At 72.9% G+C, this 17927-nt stretch carries 18 protein-coding genes; 9 read left to right on the plus strand and 9 right to left on the minus strand.

The features are described 5' to 3' along the window. Positions 1–196: 196 nt before the first annotated feature. Both SCWH03_RS04340 and SCWH03_RS04345 read right to left on the minus strand, forming a co-directional pair. Positions 197–703 carry a flavin reductase family protein gene (locus SCWH03_RS04340; protein WP_173262032.1) on the minus strand — a complete coding sequence of 169 codons (507 nt, stop codon included), beginning with the start codon at positions 701–703 and terminating at the stop codon, positions 197–199. 268 nt (positions 704–971) lie between these two features. After that, entirely contained in the window at positions 972–1367 is a 396-nt protein-coding gene (locus SCWH03_RS04345) for a thioredoxin family protein (RefSeq protein WP_254076553.1), read from the minus strand. A 661-nt stretch (positions 1368–2028) separates the two neighbouring features. Between SCWH03_RS04345 and SCWH03_RS04350 the strand changes: the two genes are divergently transcribed. Then, a complete protein-coding gene (locus SCWH03_RS04350; protein ID WP_173262035.1) occupies positions 2029–2751 on the plus strand; it encodes a lysophospholipid acyltransferase family protein in 723 nt (240 codons plus the stop codon). Between the two features lie 20 nt (positions 2752–2771). Here the strand turns inward: SCWH03_RS04350 and SCWH03_RS04355 are convergent, their stop codons facing one another. From SCWH03_RS04355 to SCWH03_RS04375, 5 genes are all read right to left on the minus strand, one after another. Next, positions 2772–3968 carry a cation:proton antiporter gene (locus tag SCWH03_RS04355; RefSeq protein ID WP_173262037.1) on the minus strand — a complete coding sequence of 399 codons (1197 nt, stop codon included), beginning with the start codon at positions 3966–3968 and terminating at the stop codon, positions 2772–2774. 3 nt (positions 3969–3971) lie between these two features. Continuing rightward, positions 3972–4451: a cation:proton antiporter regulatory subunit gene (locus SCWH03_RS04360; protein ID WP_173262040.1), complete on the minus strand. Its 480-nt coding sequence runs from the start codon at positions 4449–4451 to the stop codon at positions 3972–3974. Between the two features lie 230 nt (positions 4452–4681). After that, positions 4682–5752, minus strand: coding sequence for a threonine aldolase family protein (locus SCWH03_RS04365; RefSeq protein ID WP_371872611.1), 1071 nt, complete (start codon positions 5750–5752; stop codon positions 4682–4684). Beyond that, complete coding sequence (locus SCWH03_RS04370) at positions 5749–6504, minus strand: SDR family NAD(P)-dependent oxidoreductase (RefSeq protein WP_173262524.1); 756 nt, start codon at positions 6502–6504, stop codon at positions 5749–5751. The genes SCWH03_RS04365 and SCWH03_RS04370 overlap by 4 nt, the downstream gene beginning before the upstream one ends. A gap of 26 nt (positions 6505–6530) precedes the next feature. Next, complete coding sequence (locus SCWH03_RS04375) at positions 6531–7925, minus strand: DUF6421 family protein (protein WP_173262046.1); 1395 nt, start codon at positions 7923–7925, stop codon at positions 6531–6533. A 470-nt stretch (positions 7926–8395) separates the two neighbouring features. On the opposite strand from SCWH03_RS04375, the gene SCWH03_RS04380 reads away from it, so the two are divergent. Next, complete coding sequence (locus tag SCWH03_RS04380) at positions 8396–9079, plus strand: glycerophosphodiester phosphodiesterase (protein ID WP_173262049.1); 684 nt, start codon at positions 8396–8398, stop codon at positions 9077–9079. A 76-nt stretch (positions 9080–9155) separates the two neighbouring features. On the opposite strand, the gene SCWH03_RS04385 is transcribed toward SCWH03_RS04380, so the two are convergent. Then, positions 9156–9731: a GNAT family N-acetyltransferase gene (locus SCWH03_RS04385; RefSeq protein ID WP_173262052.1), complete on the minus strand. Its 576-nt coding sequence runs from the start codon at positions 9729–9731 to the stop codon at positions 9156–9158. Between the two features lie 189 nt (positions 9732–9920). Here SCWH03_RS04385 and SCWH03_RS04390 point away from each other — a divergent pair, with 189 nt between their 5' ends. From SCWH03_RS04390 to SCWH03_RS04410, 5 genes are all read left to right on the plus strand, one after another. Beyond that, a complete protein-coding gene (locus SCWH03_RS04390; protein WP_173262055.1) occupies positions 9921–10307 on the plus strand; it encodes a VOC family protein in 387 nt (128 codons plus the stop codon). 211 nt (positions 10308–10518) lie between these two features. Continuing rightward, positions 10519–11454: a M56 family metallopeptidase gene (locus SCWH03_RS04395; protein ID WP_173262059.1), complete on the plus strand. Its 936-nt coding sequence runs from the start codon at positions 10519–10521 to the stop codon at positions 11452–11454. Positions 11455–11487: 33 nt separating this feature from the next. Next, the gene (locus tag SCWH03_RS04400; RefSeq protein ID WP_173262063.1) at positions 11488–12198 is read left to right on the plus strand and encodes a phosphatase PAP2 family protein; all 711 of its coding nucleotides are present in this window, start codon (positions 11488–11490) and stop codon (positions 12196–12198) included. Between the two features lie 194 nt (positions 12199–12392). Beyond that, positions 12393–13091 (plus strand): HAD family hydrolase, encoded by a 699-nt coding sequence (locus SCWH03_RS04405; RefSeq protein ID WP_173262066.1) that lies wholly within the window; start codon positions 12393–12395, stop codon positions 13089–13091. Positions 13092–13360: 269 nt separating this feature from the next. Beyond that, complete coding sequence (locus tag SCWH03_RS04410) at positions 13361–14188, plus strand: TetR/AcrR family transcriptional regulator (protein ID WP_254076554.1); 828 nt, start codon at positions 13361–13363, stop codon at positions 14186–14188. Here the strand turns inward: SCWH03_RS04410 and SCWH03_RS04415 are convergent. Further along, on the minus strand, positions 14182–15693 hold the full coding sequence (locus SCWH03_RS04415; protein ID WP_173262069.1) for an LVIVD repeat-containing protein: 1512 nt from the start codon (positions 15691–15693) through the stop codon (positions 14182–14184). The two genes, SCWH03_RS04410 and SCWH03_RS04415, sit on opposite strands and share 7 nt — an antisense overlap. A gap of 60 nt (positions 15694–15753) precedes the next feature. Between SCWH03_RS04415 and SCWH03_RS04420 the strand changes: the two genes are divergently transcribed. Together SCWH03_RS04420 and SCWH03_RS04425 are read left to right on the plus strand one after the other, a co-directional pair. Then, complete coding sequence (locus SCWH03_RS04420; protein WP_173262071.1) at positions 15754–16425, plus strand: DUF305 domain-containing protein; 672 nt, start codon at positions 15754–15756, stop codon at positions 16423–16425. Positions 16426–16486: 61 nt separating this feature from the next. After that, positions 16487–17863 carry an FAD-dependent oxidoreductase gene (locus SCWH03_RS04425; protein ID WP_173262074.1) on the plus strand — a complete coding sequence of 459 codons (1377 nt, stop codon included), beginning with the start codon at positions 16487–16489 and terminating at the stop codon, positions 17861–17863. Positions 17864–17927 lie beyond the last annotated feature (64 nt).

Consider the following 17927-nt stretch of genomic DNA (forward strand, 5'->3'; position numbering starts at 1 on the left):
CAGGCAGCATAGGCGCCTGAAGGCGGGGTTCTCCGGTCGGGGCGACCGGCGCTCCGAACGAAATATTACTCGCCAGTACATCCACTGCGTACCCGGTGAACAAGCGCTTGGAACTGTGACCTTGCCAACGCTGAGTAACCGGGATCCCCCGCTCCCCCGCTCCCTCAGTCCCTCAGTCCCTCAGTCCCTCAGTCCCTCAGTCCCTCAACGCGTTGAAGCTCCCCTGGTGGTACAGCAGGGGGCGACCCGTCCCCTCAGGGTTGCCGGCGACCGCCTCGGCGATGACGACGCGGTGGTCCCCCGCCGGTACCCGGGCCACCACCCGGCAGACCAGCCACGCCAGCACGCCGTCCAGGAGCGGAACACCCTCGGGCCCGGTGCGCCAGCGGGTCGGCGGGGCGAAGCGGTCGGCGCCCCCGCGGGCGAACGTGGCGGCCAGATCGCGCTGCTCCTCGGCGAGTATGTGCACCCCGACATGGTCGGCGCCGGAGATGACCCGCCAGCTGGAAGAGCCGGTACCGACTCCGAACGACAGCAGCGGGGGCTCGGCCGCGACGGAGCTGAGCGAGGTGGCGGTGAAGCCCACCGGGCGATCGCCCTGAGCGGTGATGACCGCCACTCCGGCGGCGTGGCGCCGGAACACGGAGCGCAGCAGATCGGGGGAGGCGAGTCGAGGGGTGCCGAGGCCGGGCCTGGCCGCCATGGAGGGGTCCTTCCGCGAGGGGATCGGTCGGGGTCGCCGCGGCTCAGACGCCCGGGCGGCGAGCGCTCGCGGCTGGCGCAGGAAGGGCGATCCGGTGCGGTCTCCGGCCGGAGGGAAAGGGCTTTGTCGGCACATCGTCAGACTGACGAGAGCGAGTGCGTGCAGTCAAGTGGGTCCGAGGCGATGGGAGCTGCGTCACGGACCGTCACCCGGCCGTCGCCGGACCGGACCGCTCCGTGTACTCGCCGCGTCTCCTCGCGGCGCGCCCTCACCGCGTCTCCTCGCCGGACCGGACCGCCGCGCCGAGGGCCGCGATGACGTCCGCCCTGCGCGGCAGGCCCGATGCCCTGCGCACGATCCGGCCACAGGAGTCGAGCACCAGCACGGTCGGGGTGCGCAGGACGTCCAGTTCGCGGACGAGCCCCAGACTGCCCTCGGCATCGATCTCGACATGGGCCACGCCGTCGACCATCCCCGCGACCTCCGCGAGTGTGCGGCGCGTCGCCCGGCACGGCTGGCAGAAGGCGCTGGAGAACTGGACGAGCGTCGCCCTCTCCCCCAGCCCGGCCCCCAGTTCGGCAGCACCCAGCCGCCGCGCCTCGCGCTGCTCGCCCCCCTCGTGCGCCTCGCACCCCTCGTGCGCCTCGTGCCGCCCGATCACCATCGGCCCTTCTTCCGTCCGCCGGTACGCCGGTGCACCGGCGTACGTCACCGGCTCCGTCGGCGCGGGCACCGTCATGCTGCCGGCCCCGTCGTCGCCCTCGGTCCAGCGTTCCGGCGGCCGCGATGATTCCCGTACCCCGCGCGCGGGACCGCGGCGTACCGCCTCGCACTCCGCACGGCCAGGGGAGCACGGGACCGCGACGGCCGTCGGGCCCCGTGCTCCCGCGACCTGAGGGAAGGGGCCCGGCTCCACCGCGGCGGCATCCGCCGGGGTGTCCGCCGGATCGTACACACGCCGGCCGCCCGGCGGCGCACACCTGCCGCGTTCCCCGCCGCGGCGCCCCGCACCGCGAAGTACGGCGGAGTTCCGTGAAACACCGCGAAACACCGCGAAGACCGACCCACCCCGCCCCCGCCACGGCGCGCGGGCGAGCCGGGGAAGGCGGCACCAGGCCGGGCGCGACCGGGCGGGACCCGGCGGCGGACACCATGGCGGCGTCCCAGGTGACACGACGTGACGAGAATCTCGCCGGACGACGCGCCGAGGACTGGCCGTTGCGCCGCACATGGGGCAGCATCTGCCCAATGCCGAATACCTACGGCTGCGTAACCTCCGCTGGGAGAACCCTCCCCGGGACTCAGAAGGAAGGGCCTCTCCCGACATGGCAGAGCTCGTCTACCGGCCGGTCATCGGCGCCGCACTCACGATGTTCAAGGCGCTCGACCTGAAGATCGACTGCCAGGGTTCGGAGAACATCCCCCGCTCCGGCGGGGCGGTGCTGGTGAGCAATCACATCGGCTACCTGGACTTCATCTTCTCCGGTATGGCCGCGCTGCCCCAGAAGCGCCTGGTGCGTTTCATGGCGAAGGAGTCCGTCTTCCGGCACCGGGTCTCGGGCCCGCTGATGCGGGGCATGAAGCACATCCCGGTGGACCGGCGCCAGGGCGAGGATGCGTACGCCCACGCGCTGGACTCGCTGCGCGCCGGCGAGGTGATCGGTGTCTTCCCGGAGGCCACGATCTCCCCGTCGTTCACGTTGAAGGGCTTCAAGTCCGGCGCGGCACGGCTCGCCCAGGAGGCCGGTGTGCCGCTCGTCCCGATGGCCCTGTGGGGCACGCAGCGGCTGTGGACCAAGGGCCGGCCGAGGAACCTCAGGCGCAGCCACATCCCGGTGACGATCCGCGTCGGCGAGGCCATGGAGGCACCGACCGACCAGTACGCCGGCGCGATCACACGCCGGCTGCGGGAGCGTGTGCAGGAACTGCTGGAGTCGGCGCAGCGCGCCTATCCGGTGCGCCCCAGGGACGCCTCCGACACCTGGTGGGTGCCCGCTCACCTCGGGGGCACGGCCCCCACTCCCGCGGAGGTCCGCGAGGCCCGCTGAGGGCCCGGGGGCCGCGCCCCTCACCCGGACCCGGTAATGACGGGGTGCCCGCCGCGGCGCCCTGCCCCCGCCCCCGGGACCGGGCGGGCCCCGGCGAACCGGGTGATCACGGGTCCGGCGACGGCGAGCAGCAGGACGTAGGCGGCGACCAGGGCGCCGAGCCGGTCCTGCCGCACACCCACCAGGCCGATCATCACGATGGAGAACTCGCCGCGCGCGATGAGCGCGGTGCCGGCCCGCAGCCGGCCCCGTGGCCCCGCGCCCTCGCGCCTCGCCGCGTACCAGCCGGTCATCACCTTGGTCAGAGCCGTGACCACCGCCAGCAGCAGGGCGGCGGGAAGCACCGGCAGCAGGGCAGGGGGGCTGATGGCCAGACCGATGGCGAGGAAGAAGACGGCGGCGAACAGGTCCCGCAACGGGCTCAGCACCTGGCGCGCCCGCTCGGCCGCCTCCCCGGTGAGCGACAGTCCTACGAGGAACGCGCCGACGGCGGCGGAGACATGGACGGCCTCGGCGAGAGCCGCCACGACCAGTGTCACACCGAGCACCCGCAGCAGCAGTTGCTCCGGGTCCGGGCGCAGCCGCAGCAGCGCCCGCCCCAGCCGGTGCCCCCACCAGTACGACACGGCGAACGCGGCGAGCAACGCACCAAGCGCCAGCAGCACGCCCAGCAGAGCCTGCCGCCAGGTGCCCCCGGCGGCGACGACGGACAGCAGCGGGAGGAATCCCGCCATCGCGAAGTCCTCGAGCACCAGTACCGACAGCACGGCGGGGGTCTCCCGGTTGCCGAGCCGGCGCAGATCGCCCAGCAGACGGGCGACGATGCCCGAGGAGGAGATGTACGTCACCCCCGCGAGGGCCAGAGTCCCGGTCGCGTCCAGCCCGAGCAGCCACCCCGCAACGGCCCCCGGGGTCGCGTTCAGCACCAGGTCCACCACCGCGCTGGGCAGATGGCGGCGCAGGCTGACGGCGAACTCCGGCACGGTGAACTCGAGGCCCAGCACCAGCAGCAGGAGGACCACCCCGATGCCGGCGCCGGTCTCCACGAACGGGCCGGCGGCGGGAACCGGGGCGATGCCCCCTTCGCCGAGCGCCAGCCCGGCCAGGAGGTACAGCGGGATCGGCGAGAGGGCGAAACGCCGGGCAAGCGCCCCGAGCACGCTCAGCGCGGCGAGGATGGCGCCCAGCTCCAGCATCAGGGCGACCGAGACGTTCACGGCTCAGCCCTGGATGATCTGTTCCACCGCGGAGATCCCGTCGCGGGTCCCGATCACCACCAGCACGTCCCCGGCGCGCAGCAGCTCCCCCGGCCCCGGGGAGGGGATCACCTCCTCGCCGCGCACGACCGCCACGATGGACGCCCCGGTCCGGGTCCGGGCCCTCGTCTCCCCCAGCGGACGGTCGGCGAAGGGCCCGGCCGCCCGCACCTCGACCTGCCCGGCGCTGAGTCCGGGCACCTCCTTGGTCAGGTCGGCGAACCGCTCGGCGATACGCGGCGCACCCAGGATCTCGGCGAGGGTGTCCGCCTCCTCGTCGGTGAGCCGGAACACGACCCGCGCCTCGTCCGGATCCACCCCCTCGTAGACCATCAGTTCGAATTCGCCCGACCGGCGGGCGACGACGCACATCCGGTCCCCCTCCCGGTTGGCGAACTCGTAGCGCATCCCGACCCCGGGCAGCAGCACCTCGTTGACGTCCATGCGGCCATCATCACGTCGCACGCGGCCCCTTGCGCACACAGACGAAGGAGGCATACGGGGGTTTCACCGGCGGCCGGGGGACAGGCCGGCCCGTCCTCGACGGCGCGCGGGCACGGCGGATCCGGGCGGGGGACGGCCATCCCCCGCCCCTTCGCACCGCCGTGCCGCAGCCTCAGCGGATCCGGGCGGGCACCAGGGGCCGGGCACCGGAACGCCCCCCGTGGGCGCCGTCAGCGCGCCATCTCCTCCTTCAGCGCGAGGACGAAGGCGTCCACGTCGTCCTCGGCCGTGTCGAACGAGCACATCCAGCGGACGTCCCCGGCGGCCTCGTCCCAGAAGTAGAAGCGGAAACGCTTCTGCAGCCGACGGCTCACCTCCTGCGGCAGCCGGGCGAAGACCGCGTTCGCCTGGACCGGGTAGAGGACCTCCACCCCGTCCACCGCCCGGACGCCCTCGGCGAGCCGCTGGGCCATGGTGTTGGCGTGCCGGGCGTTGCGCAGCCACAGGTCCTTGGCCAGCAGCGCCTCCAGTTGTACGGCGACGAAGCGCATTTTCGAGGCGAGCTGCATGGACATCTTGCGCAGATGCTTCATATGGCTGACCGCGTCGGGGTTGAGCACGACGACCGCCTCGCCGAACATCATGCCGTTCTTGGTCCCGCCGTAGGAGATGACGTCCACGCCGACGGCATTGGTGAACGCACGCATCGGCACGTCAAGCGAGGCCGCCGCGTTGGCTATCCGCGCACCGTCGAGATGGACCTTCATCCCGAGACCGTGGGCGTGGTCGACGATCGCGCGGACCTCGTCCACCGTGTAGACCGTGCCGAGTTCGGTGTTCTGGGTGATCGAGACGACCTGCGGCATGGCGCGGTGCTCGTCCTCCCAGCCCCAGGCCTGCCGGTCGACCAGCTCGGGGGTGAGCTTGCCGTCCGGGGTCGGCACGGTCAGCAGCTTCAGCCCGCCCATCCGCTCCGGAGCGCCGCCCTCGTCCACGTTGATGTGGGCGCTCTCGGCGCAGACGACCGCGCCCCACCGGTCGGTGAGGGCCTGCAGGGCGGTGACGTTGGCGCCGGTGCCGTTGAAGACGGGGAACGCCTCGGCGCCGGAGCCGAAGTGGCTGTGCATGATCCGCTGGAGGTGGTCCGTGTACGCGTCCTCCCCGTAGGCGACCTGGTGGCCGCCGTTGGCCAGGGCGAGGGCGGCAAGGACCTCCGGGTGGGCCCCCGCGTAGTTGTCGCTGGCGAAGCCCCTTACGCCGGGGTCGTGGTGCCGTCGGGCATCGGTCCTCGTCGGGATCACGGCTCGGGGGTCAGCCACAGGCGCTGTCCATTCACTTCCGGGGCGGGCCGGTCCCAGACTCCGGCAATGGCCTCGGCCAGTTCCCCGACGTCCGTGAAGCCCGCGAACTTGGCGTTCGGGCGCTCGGCGCGCATCGCGTCGTGCACGAGCGCCTTGACGACCAGGATGGCAGCCGCGGAACGGGGGCCGTCCTCGCCCCCGGCCTTCCTGAGGGAGTCGGCGAGCGCCAGGGTCCAGGCCTCGGCCGCCGCCTTGGCGGCCGCGTAGGCCGCGTTGCCCTCGGTGGGCTTCGCCGCCCCGGACTGGCTGACCAGCACGAAGCGCCCCCTGTCGCTGCGCTTCAGCGCCTCGTGGAACGCGAGGGAGGTGTTCTGCACCGTGCGGATCAGCAGCTTCTCGAGCAGCTGCCAGTCGCCCAGGTCCGTCTCGCCGAAGGTGGCGCAGCCGCGCCAGCCGCCGACCAGGTGGACCAGGCCGTCGACGCGGCCGAACTCCTTCTCGGTCTGGGCGGCCCACTCGCGGGTGGCGGCCGGGTCGAGCAGGTCTACGGTGTCGCCAGTGACGGTCGCCCCGCCGTGCGCGTACCGGGCCTCGTCGACCGCCTGGGCGAGCCGCTCGGTGTCCGCGTCCGACGCCACGACGATCGCGCCAGCCTCGGCGAGGCGGAGCAGGGTGGCGCGGCCGGCCGGGCCGGCCGCGCCGGCAACCGCGATCACCGTACCGTCGAGGGCTCCGTTGCCGTTCACATTCATCGTGCTGGTCTCCTCCGTACGAGAGCTCACGCGGCGACTCGCTCGGCGGACCGGGCCGTGATCCCCTGGGTGGAGGCGATCACGCCCTTCAGCTTCTTGGAGAGCGCCTCAAAGAACATGCTGAGCGGAAACTCGTCCGGAAGCACGTCGTCCACGAGCTTGCGCGGCGGCTGGCTCAGGTCCAGGGCGTCGGGGCCCTTCGCCCAGCGGGAGCCCGGGTGCGGGGGGAGGTAGGTCGAGACCAGCTCGTAGGCCTTGAACCAGTGGACGAGCTTGGGGCGGTCGATGCCGTCGCGGTAGAGCTTCTCGATCTCGGCGCAGAGCTGGTTGGTGACCTGCGGGGCCCGCTCCCAGTCGATCCTCAGCGTGTTGTCCGTCCAGCGCACCACATCGTGCCTGTGGAGGTAGGCGAAGAGCAGCTGGCCGCCGAGCCCGTCGTAGTTGCGCACCCGGTCGCCGGTGACGGGAAAGCGGAACATCCGGTCGAACAGCACCGCGTACTGGACGTCGCGGCCGTGCGCGTTGCCCTCGGCCTCCAGCTTCACGGCCTCCTTGAAGGCGGTGAGATCGCAGCGCAGCTCCTCCAGGCCGTACATCCAGAACGGCTGCCGCTGTTTGATCATGAAGGGGTCGAACGGCAGGTCGCCGTGGCTGTGGGTGCGGTCGTGGATCATGTCCCACAGGACAAAGGCCTTCTCGCACCGCTCCTGGTCGTGGACCATGGAGGCCACGTCCTCGGGGAGGTCGACGGAGAGGACGTCCACCGCGGCCTCGGTCACCCGGCGGAAACGGGCGGCTTCGCGGTCGCAGAAGATGCCGCCCCAGCTGAACCGATCGGGGGCCTCGCGCACGGCTATGGTCTCGGGGAACAGCACAGCCGAGTTGGTGTCGTAGCCGGCGGTGAAGTCCTCGAAGGTGATCCCGCAGAAGAGCGGGTTGTCGTAGCGGGTCGCCTCCAGCTCCGCCAGCCAGTCGGGCCAGACCATGCGCAGGACCACGGCCTCCAGGTTGCGGTCCGGGTTGCCGTTCTGCGTGTACATGGGGAAGACCACCAGGTGCTGCAGGCCGTCCACGCGGTCGGCGGCGGGCTGGAAGGCCAGCAGCGAGTCGAGGAAGTCCGGCACGGCGAAGCCGCCGTCGGCCCACTTGCGGAGATCGGCGACGAGCGCGCGGTGGTACGCGGCGTCGTGCGGGAGCAGCGGGGAGATCTCCTCCACGGCGGCGGTCACACGCTCGACGGCGTACTCGGCTGCGGCGGGCACCGGGGCGCCCTCGGCGCCGAAGTCGATGGAACCGTCCTCGGACTGCCAGGGCCTGATCTCCTCGACGGCCTCCTTGAGCGTCCGCCAGGCAGGATGCCCGACCACCGCCGTGGCCGTCGCCGCGTCCGCCGCAGCGTTCTGCACAAGAGTTTCCGTCATGTCACTTCCTCCACGGGAGAACCTCGCGTCAAGACACCGTATCTATGCCCGGTTCTCCCACACAAGGGGAACCCTGGGAAATTATCCTGCCCCACCCCCATGGTCACCGCAGATTTTTCCGTGATCTGGGCCATACGAGACGATGGCTACGGCAATCCCCACAGGAGACCCCGCCCGGGGCACTCCAGGGACGGGAGCCGTCCGGGACGCGGCAGCGGCTTCGTCAAGCCCCCCAGGACTCGCCCACGCCCGAGTGAGCCGACGAGGGGCCGCTGAGTCGCTGAATCGCCTTCCCCCAAGCCCGGCACCCCATGCACGACCGGTTACGGCCGTGGTGGAGGCCACTAGGCTGCGGCCGTGCCGCGCGGCGCCGGGAGCCGCAGCGCGGGCCGCGCGGGGCGGTGGCCACCTCGCGGGAGCCGCCGGCACGAACGGCCCGAGCCCGACACATCGACGGAAGCGAGAAGATCTTGAGTTTCCTCACCATCGGTCATCGCGGGGTCATGGGTGTCGAACCGGAGAACACCCTGCGTTCCTTCGTCCGGGCGGAGCGGGCGGGGATGGACGCGATCGAACTGGATCTCCATCTCAGCAAGGACGGCGCGCTGGTCGTCATGCACGACGCCGCTGTGGACCGCACGACCGACGGCACCGGGCCGATCGCCGAGAAGACCCTCGCGGAGCTGCGGGAGCTGGACGCAGGTCAGGGCGAGCGCATCCCGGTCTTCGAGGAGGTGCTCGACGCGGTGGGCCTGCCGCTCCAGGTCGAGATCAAGGACGCGGCCGTGGCACGGGTCCTCGCGGACGTGATGGTCAAGCGCGATCTAGTGGACCGGATCGAGGTCACCTCGTTCCAGGACGACGCCGTGCGGGAGATCAACGCATTGGTGCCCGGGGTACGCACGGCCCTCGTCGCCAGCCGCTGGGGCAGCGACATCGTCGAGCGCGCTCTGGCCGTCGGCGCTCCCGCGCTGGCGCTGAACATCCGCCGGCTGACCCTGGAGACGGTGGAGCATGCCCACGACGAGGGGCTCAGGGTCATCGGATGGGTCGTCAACACCCAGGACCACCTGCGGCTGGTGCGTGCCCTCGAGCTCGACGGCGCGACCACCGACTTTCCGGAGATCCGGCGCACCGGCCGCTTCACCGCCTGACGGCGCGGCGGCGCCGGACCCGGCCGCCGGCGGGCCCGGCTGACCGGCCCACCAGCCCGGTGCCCCGGCCGGGAGGTCAGCCGCCCGGCGTCGCCGCGTCCAGGTCCAGGTCCTTCACCAGCAGTTCGAACCGCAGATCGTCCCGGCGCGGAAGCCCGAAGCGCTCGTCGCCGTACGGGAACGGCGTCATCCGCCCCGTACGGCGGTACCCGCGCCGCTCGTACCAGGCGACCAGTTCCTCGCGCACCGAGATCACCGTCATATGCATCTGGCTGACTCCCCAGTCCTCCCGCACGATGCGCTCGGCCTCGGCGAGCACCCGCCGCCCGAGCCCGCCGCCCTGAAGTCCCGGCCGCACGGCGAACATGCCGAAGTACGCCGCGTCACCCCGGTGTTCGAGCTGGCAGCAGGCCACGAGCTCGTCGCCGCGCCGGACCGTGAGAAGCCTGCTGCCCGGGGTCACGACCACCTGGCGCACGCCCTCGGCATCGGTGCGCTGACCGCCCAGGATGTCCGCCTCGGTCGTCCATCCGGCCCGGCTGGAGTCCCCGCGGTAGGCCGACTCGATCAACTCGACCAGGGCCGGCACATCGGCAGGTCTCGCGTCGCGGTAGCGCAGCTGCACCGGGTCCCGGGGCGGGGCGGTCTCCATAAGGGTCTCCGTTCTGCGTTCTTCGCCGTTCACCGCTGTTCCCCGCCGTTCACCGCAGTTCGGCGGGGCCCTGTCCGCGATCCGGCAGCGGCGCGGCGGACGCACACGGCGGCGGTCGGACGCGGACGGTCGCGGCGGGCCGTCCACGCCCGACCCTACGCGAGGCCCGGGCGGTCTACCGTGGTGGCCATGATGCATGTGCTGAGCAGCCGCATCCTGCTGCGGCCGACCCATCCCGAGCGGTCCAGGCGGTTCTACGAGGACGTCCTGGGCCTCCAGATCTACCGCGAGTTCGGCACCGGGCCCGACCGCGGAACGGTCTACTTCCTCGGCGGCGGCTTCCTGGAGATCTCCGGGCGCTCGGCCGCTCCCCCCGGCCCCGGCCTCTCGCTGTGGCTCCAGGTGCCGGACGCCAAGGCGGCCTACGGCCAGGTGCTGTCGCACGGGGTCACCGTCGACAGACCGCCGCTGCGCGAGCCCTGGGGCCTTGTCGAGATGTGGCTGACCGACCCGGACGGGGTGCGGATCGCGGTGGTGGAGGTGCCGGAGGACCACCCGCTGCGCCATCGGCCCTGACCCGCGCTGCCGGGCCTGGTCCGCGCCGCTGCAGGTGATCCGCGCCGGCCGGGCCGCCGCGCACCGTGGGTGCCACTGCGCCGGTCCGCCGGTCCGCTGCGGTCCGCGGGTGGGGCGCCCCGTGGGGCGCCCCACCCGCGGACCGTGGCGTGCGTCACTTGCCGGGTGAAGCCGTACCTGCGGGTAGCGCGGCGCTCATACCCTGGTGCCCATGATGGTCTCCCTCGCGCTGCTGTCGCTCGGCGCACTGGCCGCCGTCCTCGCGCCGCGGCTGATGTCACGGGCCGACTGGCCGGAGCGCGAGCCGGTGGTGGCGCTGTGGGTGTGGCAGTGCGTGGTCGCGGCGGTGCTGCTGAGCTTCGGGCTCTCCATGACCATCAGCGCGGCCGCGGCCTGGCAGGCGGTGCGGGGCCCGGTCTTCGCGCCTGCGCCGAGTGCCGTCGTCGAGGCGTACGCGCTGGGTGCGGGCGGCCCGTGGTCCGCGGTGCTCGCCGTCGTCCTGGCGGGCGCGGGGCTGTGGAGCGGTGCGATGCTCACCCGGGAGATCCACCGGGCACATGTCCGGCGCAAGCGGCGCAGGGCGGAACTCCTCGTACGCGCCCCTCTGCTGCCGGGCGAGGACCCGGGGGACGATCCGGTGGTGGTGCTCGAGGGCGAGCGGCCCGACGCGTGGTGGCTTCCCGGGGCCACGCCCCAGCTGGTCGTCACCACGGCGGCCCTGCGGCGTCTGAAGGGCCGCCAGCTCGACGCGGTACTCGCCCACGAGCAGGGCCATGCCAGAGCCCGCCACGACTGGCTGCTGCACTGCTCGGCGGCGCTCGCCAACGGGTTTCCCCAGGTCCCGGTGTTCGCCGCGTTCCGCGACGAGATGCACCGGCTGGTCGAACTCGCCGCCGACGATGTCGCCTCGCGCCGGTTCGGCCGGCTCACCATCGCCCTGGCGCTGGTCGAACTGAACGAGCACCGCGGAGTCTTCGGTCCCTGCCCCGCCCCCGACGCCCAGCTCCGCCACCGGGTCGACCGGCTGCTGGCCCCGGTTCCCCGGCTCACGGCGGGCAGGCGGCTGCGGTTGACCGCGGCCGCGGCGCTGGTGCCCGTCGTACCGCTGCTGGTGGCATTCGTGCCGGGCCTGAGCGCTCTGGCGTAACTGGCGAGGCGGATCGGGGGCAGGATCCTCCCCATGCCTCCCCCCACCCCCACCCGTATCCCGCACCGCCTCTCCCCGGAGCCCGGGGTTCCGTTCCCCTGGGCGCGCGCCGCCTCACTGGCGGCGGTGTCCTCCCTGCTCCTGCTGGTGACGGTGTCCGTCGGCTGGGCCCCCCTGATGTCGGCCGACCGTTCGGTCGCGGTCGAGCTGCACGAGTGGGCGCTGGCCGATCCGGGGCTGACCCGGGTGAACCGGATCCTCAGCGACTGGGTGTGGGACCCCTGGACGATGCGCGCCCTGGTGCTCTCGGCGGTCCTCGTGCTGTTGCGGCGGGGCGAGGGACTGCTGGCCCTGTGGGTGGCGGCGGCGAGCCTGCTGGGCTCGGCCGTGCAGCAGGCCCTCAAAGCGCTGGTGGGGCGGCAGCGCCCGGTCTGGGCGGACCCCGTCGACTCCGCCCAGTACGCCGCCTTTCCGTCCGGCCACGCGATGACCGCCGCCGTGACCTGCGGGCTTCTGCTGTGGCTGCTGGCCAGGACCGGGGCCGGGGTCCGGCTGCGGCGGGCGGCGGCCCTGCTGGCGGTGGTCTCGGTACTGGGTGTGGGCTTCACCAGGCTCTATCTGGGTCTGCACTGGTTCACGGACGTGCTCGCCGGCTGGCTGCTCGGGGCCTGCCTGGTGGCGGTGGCGGCCGGCTCGTACGAACGGCTCGCCGCACACCGGGGGCCCTGGCACCCGAAGCGGTAGGCGCCTCGTCGGACCGGGTCTCCGGCACCGGCGGGCAGCGGGCGCGCACCCCCGGGCAGGGCCGCCGGCAACGCTTCGCCGCACGGTGGCCAAGCGGATGACCTCCTGCGGGCGATGCCCATGCTCGGCCGGCGGGTGCCCGGAGGCGACCGGACACCCTTGAACCCGGCCCCCCGCAACGGGAGGATCGCCGGATGGCGATCAAAGGCGTGCTCTTCGACTTCTCGGGAACGCTCTTCCGGATCGAGTCCGTCACCAGCTGGCTGCGGGCCGCCCTCGACAGGACGGGCATCTCCGTCGGCGAGGACGCGTTCGCGCGCTACGCGCGCGAACTGGCGGCGGCCGGGGCGCTGCCCGGCGGCTCCGCACCCGAGGCGGTCCCGGATGATCTGGCCGATCTGTGGTGGACTCGCGATCAGGACAGCCGGCGGCACCGGGCCGCCTATGTGGGCCTCGCCCGCCGCGTGGAGCTGCCGGACCCCCGGCTCTACGACGCCCTCTACGAGCGGCACAAAGCGCCCTGCGCCTGGCGGCCGTACCCGGACGCCGCCGAGGTGCTCGGCGAGCTGCGAAGGCTCGGGACCGGCGTCGCGGTCGTCAGCAACATCGGCTGGGACCCGCGGCCGGTGTTCCGGGCACACGGGCTGGACGGGTTCGTGGACGCGTATGTGCTGTCCTACCGCCACGGGGTGCAGAAGCCGGATGAGCGGCTGTTCCGGGCGGGCTGCAAGGCGCTGGGGCAGGAGCCCGGGAACGTCCTGATGGTCGGCGACGACCGGCACGCGGACGGCGGGGCCGCGCGGCTGGGCTGCGCGGTGCACTTCGTGGACCATCTGCCGGTCGAGGAGCGGCCCGGGGGGCTTCGCCCGGTCGTCGGACTCGTGGCGGGGTGAAGCGGACCGCAGGGGCGGGGCAGCGGCGGGGCAGGGGCGGCCGCCCGCGGGGTCCGGGCCGGCTGAGCCGGCCGGCCGCCCCGGAAGCCGCGCACCGGGCAGAGGCGATCCGCGCGGGTGCCGGGGGGAACGGCACGGACCGGACGGACCGGACGATCCCCCGCGTCGCCCGGTCGATCCGGTCCACCCCGCTGACCAGGCGCACCGGCGCCTCGCAGCGAACCGCGCTGAGTATATTGGCTCCGAGCCAGTCAACGCAGGAGTCAAGCATGTCCCCGCGGAGCGCATCGGTCAATGAACAGCTCCGTCGGCGTTCCCGGGAGCGTCTGCTCCAGGCGACGGTGGAACTCGTCGCGGAGCGCGGCTACGAGGCGACCACGCTGGGGGACATCGCCGACCGGGCCGGCTCGGCCCGCGGACTGGTCTCGTACTACTTCCCAGGCAAGCGCCAGCTGTTCCAGTCCGCGGTGCACCGGCTGATGCACCACACGCTGGAGGAGGCGCTGGAGCGTGAGCCCCGCACCGTCGACGGGCGGGAGCGGCTGGCCCGCGCGGTGGATGCGATCCTGGGTCTCGCGGTGGACCGTCCGGTGCTGATGCGCGCGCACATGGCGGGCATTCTGCAGGCCGAGGGGTTCGTCCAGTGCCCAGAGCAGCAGCGCCTGGCCGCTCTGCTGCGCGACACCGTCGAGCGGTACGGGTCCCCGGACGTGGACGCGGACTACCCCCTGCTGCGCGCGCTGCTGATGGGGGCGGTCTTCGCGGTGGCGCTGCCGGGCGCGCCGATGCCGCACACCCGGCTGCGTGCGGAGCTGTTCCAGCGGTACGGGCTGGACTGGGAGCTCGGCCTGCCTCCGGTCGGTCAAGCGCCCGGAGGGAGCGCGCCCCCGCGCGAGGTTCCTCCGGTCGGTCAAGCGCCCGGAGGGAGCGCGCCCCCGCGCGAGGTTCCTCCGGGCGCGGTCCGGTCCGCCGACGGGCCGGGGTCCGCAGGCACGGCGGCGGCCCGTGAGGCGGGGTCACCCGCACGGCGGACGCGGCCGGCCGCCGGGGAAGCGGTGCCGCCCGCCGGGGCGGCACCGCGGGGGTGCGGTCAGTAGCCGGAGCGGTCGAAGTAGTCCGGCTGGGTCTGCACGTTGAGTTCGCGCGCCCGGACGCGCTTGGCCGGGTCGGTGCGCCGGTCGTCGAGTCTCAGCACGTCCAGGCCCTTGGCGATGTCGTTCGAGTAGATGTGGCCGTTGTAGTAGTACGCGGACCAGGAGCCGCCGGTGGCCACGGTGTCGGTGGAGAGCGGGCCCCGTTCGAAGTAGGCGATCTCCTTGGGCTTCGTGGAGTCGGTGAACTCCCACACCGACACCCCGCCCTGGTACCAGGCCTGGACCATGATGTCGCGGCCCTTCACCGGGATCAGCGAGCCGTTGTGCGCCACGCAGTTCTCGGTGGGGGCCTGGTGCCGGTCGATCTTGTAGTAGCCGCGGAAGACCAGTGTGCGCTCGTCGCCCTTGCCGACGATGTCGTAGATGCCGTCGGCCCCGCGGTGGGGACCGGTCTCCGCGTTGCAGGTGGCGCCCCCGCCGCCGCCGAGTTCGTCGGTGAAGACGACCTTGCGGGCGTCCTGGTTGAACGTCGCGGAGTGCCAGAACGCGAAGTTGACGTTGTCCTGGACCTGGTCGATGACCTTCGGCCGCTCGGGGTCGCGGATGTCGAACAGGAGCCCGTCGCCCATGCACGCCCCGGCCGCGAGGTCCTTGGAGGGCAGCACGGTGATGTCGTGGCAGCCGGTGGTCTTGGAGACACCGGGGTTGGTGGGTCCGCCGGGGTTGCCGCCGCCGTCCGGGCCCTCGCCCGGGAACAGCACCGGGAAGCCGACGACCCTGGACTTCTCCGGGGCGTTCCGCGGCACCTTGACGACGGAGATCCCGTCATGCGGCGGCCGGCAGTCGGGGAACAGCGCGTTCGGCGAGTACGACGACACGTACACGTACACGTTGCGCCGCTCGGGCACCAGGGTGTGGGTGTGCGAGCCGCAGGCGGTCTCGACGGCGGCGACGTACCTCGGGTTGCGCTTGTCGCTGATGTCGAAGATCTTGATGCCCTCCCACGAGGACTTCTCCGTGGCCGACTGGCTCGTGCTGGCGCAGGAGTCGTCGCTTCGGGAGGAGTCGGTGGAGAGGAACAGCAGGTCCCCGGAGACCGAGACGTCGTTCTGGGCGCCGGGGCAGAGCACCTGGGCGACGGTCTTCGGGGCGCGCGGGTCGCGGATGTCGAAGATGCGGAAGCCGTCGTAGTTGCCCGCGAACGCGTACCTCCCCTGGAAGGCCAGGTCGGAGTTGGTACCCGGGAGTGCGTCCTTGGGGACGTTGGCGAGATGGCGGATGTTGCCGCTGTGGACGACCTCGTCCACGGCGGGTATGTCGCCGCTCTCCGCCAAGGCCTCGGTGGCCGCCTCCTGTTCGGACGAGAGCCTCCTCTCGGCCGGGGCGTCCCCGGGGTCGGGCGTGGCGGCCGCGGGTCCGGCCGTGAACAGTGTGGCCAGCAGCCCTGCCGCGGCTGCCGCCACGCCCAGGCGTCTGCGCCGCACCTTCGTGGTGTGCAACGGGGTCACCTATTCCTCCCCTGCTTCATGGGTCGAGCGATGAACTGCCCTCGGCAGTATCGTCTAGACATGCCCACATCAATAGATGGCAACAGTTACACGGTGAAAGTCGCCGCGGCCGTCGCGGCGGCCGTGCTCGCGCTCGGAGCCTGCGAGTCGGTATCCGCTTCCGGCGGCCCGGGGGCCGAGGGGGACCGCGGCACCGCGGTCGTGGCGCCGGGAAAGCCCGGCGAGCCCGCCAGGACGCTCTCGCCCGAGCAGGCCGCGCAGGAGCTGCCGGACGACAGTCCGAACGCGGCGGACGTCCTGTACGTCCAGATGATGATCGTCCATCACCGGCAGGCACTGGAGATGACGGCGCTCGTCCCGGACCGGGCCGCGGCCACCCCGGTGAAGCGCCTCGCCGAGCGCATCGCGGCCGCCCAGCAGCCGGAGATCGGGGCGATGCGGGGCTGGCTGAAGAGCCACGGCGAGGACGAGGCGGCGGGCGGCCACGCCCACGACCACGACCACGGCGCGATGCCCGGCATGGCGACCGAGGAGCAGCTGGCGCGGCTGCGCGCCGCCGAGGGTACGGCCTTCGACGAGCTGTTCCTGAAACTGATGATCACTCATCACCAGGGCGCCCTGACGATGGGGACCACCGTGCTGTCCGAGGGCAACAACGTCCGGGTGGGCGAGATGGCCAATGACGTGGTCGCCTCGCAGACGGCCGAGATCAGCCGGATGCGTGCCATGTGAGGCTTACCGGCCGGTCTTCCCGGTGCCATGCTGGAAAGCACCCTGCGGAAGGAGCGCGGCCGTGCTTCGAGTCGCCGTCGTCGGATCCGGGCCGAGCGGGGTGTACACCGCTCAGGCCCTCGTCCAGCAGTCCCTTGTGCCGGATGTCCGCGTGGACGTCCTGGACCGGCTCCCGTGCCCCTACGGGCTGGTGCGGTACGGGGTCGCGCCCGACCACGAGAAGATCAAGTCCCTGCAGGGCACACTGCGGACGGTCCTGGAGGACGACCGGATCGGCTTCGTCGGCAATATCGAGGTGGGCGCGCGCGGTCTGGCTCCGGGTCGCCTGCTGCGGCTCTACCACGCGGTCGTCTACTGCGTCGGGGCCGCGAGGGACCGCAGGATGGGGATTCCCGGGGAGGATCTGCCGGGGAGCTGCTCGGCCACCGACTTCGTGTCCTGGTACAGCGCCCACCCGGACGCCGCGGGCAGCGGGTTCACCCTCGGTGCCCGGTCGGCGGTGGTCATCGGGGTGGGCAACGTCGCCGTCGACGTGACCCGGATCCTGGCGCGGGGCGCCGCGGAGCTGCGGCCGACCGACGTACCGCACGACACGCTGGGCGCCCTGGCCGGCAGCCGGGTGCGCGAGGTGCACATGGTCGGCAGACGGGGCCCGTCGCAGGCGAAGTTCACCACGAAGGAGCTGCGGGAGCTGGGCTCGCTGCCGGACGCCTCCGTCCGCGTCGAACCGGCCGACCTCGCCCTGGACCCCGGCTACGCCGACGCGTCGGCGCTGCCGGCGGTCAACCGGCGCAACCTCGACGTGGTGCGCGGCTGGGCGGCGGCCGGCGAGGACACCGCGGGGGCGCGGGCCCGGAGCATCCGGATCCGCTTCTTCCTGCGCCCGGCGGAGCTGCTCGCCGAGGGCGGGCGGGTCGCCGCGGTGCGCTTCGAGCGGACGGTCCCGGACGGCTCGGGCGGGCTGCGCGGTACGGGCACATACGAGGAGGTCGAGGCCCAGCTGGTGCTGCGGGCGGTCGGCTACCGCGGCGCGCCCCTGGAGGGGCTGCCCTTCGACGCCGCACGGGGCACGGTGCCGCACCGGGCCGGCCGGGTCGTCCGGGAGGACGGCGCGTCCTCCGGGGAGTACGTCGCGGGCTGGATCAAGCGGGGCCCCACCGGGGTGATCGGCACCAACAGGCCCTGCGCCAAGGAGACGGTGGCGTCGGTCCTCGAGGACGCCCCCGCGTTGTCGGCGCGCCCGCTGCCGGACGAACCGCTGGACGTGCTCAGGGACTGGGGGCATCGCCCCGTGGAGTGGCCGGGCTGGCTGGCGATCGAGGAGGCCGAGTACGCACTGGGCCGGTCGCTGGGGCGCCGCTCGGTGAAGATCGCCGACTGGGAGGGGCTGCTGAGCGCGGCCGGTGTCGACATGGCTCCGCAGCTGCCCGCGGCATAGCGTCTGCTGGCCGCACTCCCGTGACCGAGTGGGCGAGGCACCCGTGACCGGGCGGCACGGGTGC

The organism is Streptomyces pacificus (assembly GCF_011766325.1).
Taxonomy (GTDB): domain Bacteria; phylum Actinomycetota; class Actinomycetes; order Streptomycetales; family Streptomycetaceae; genus Streptomyces; species Streptomyces pacificus.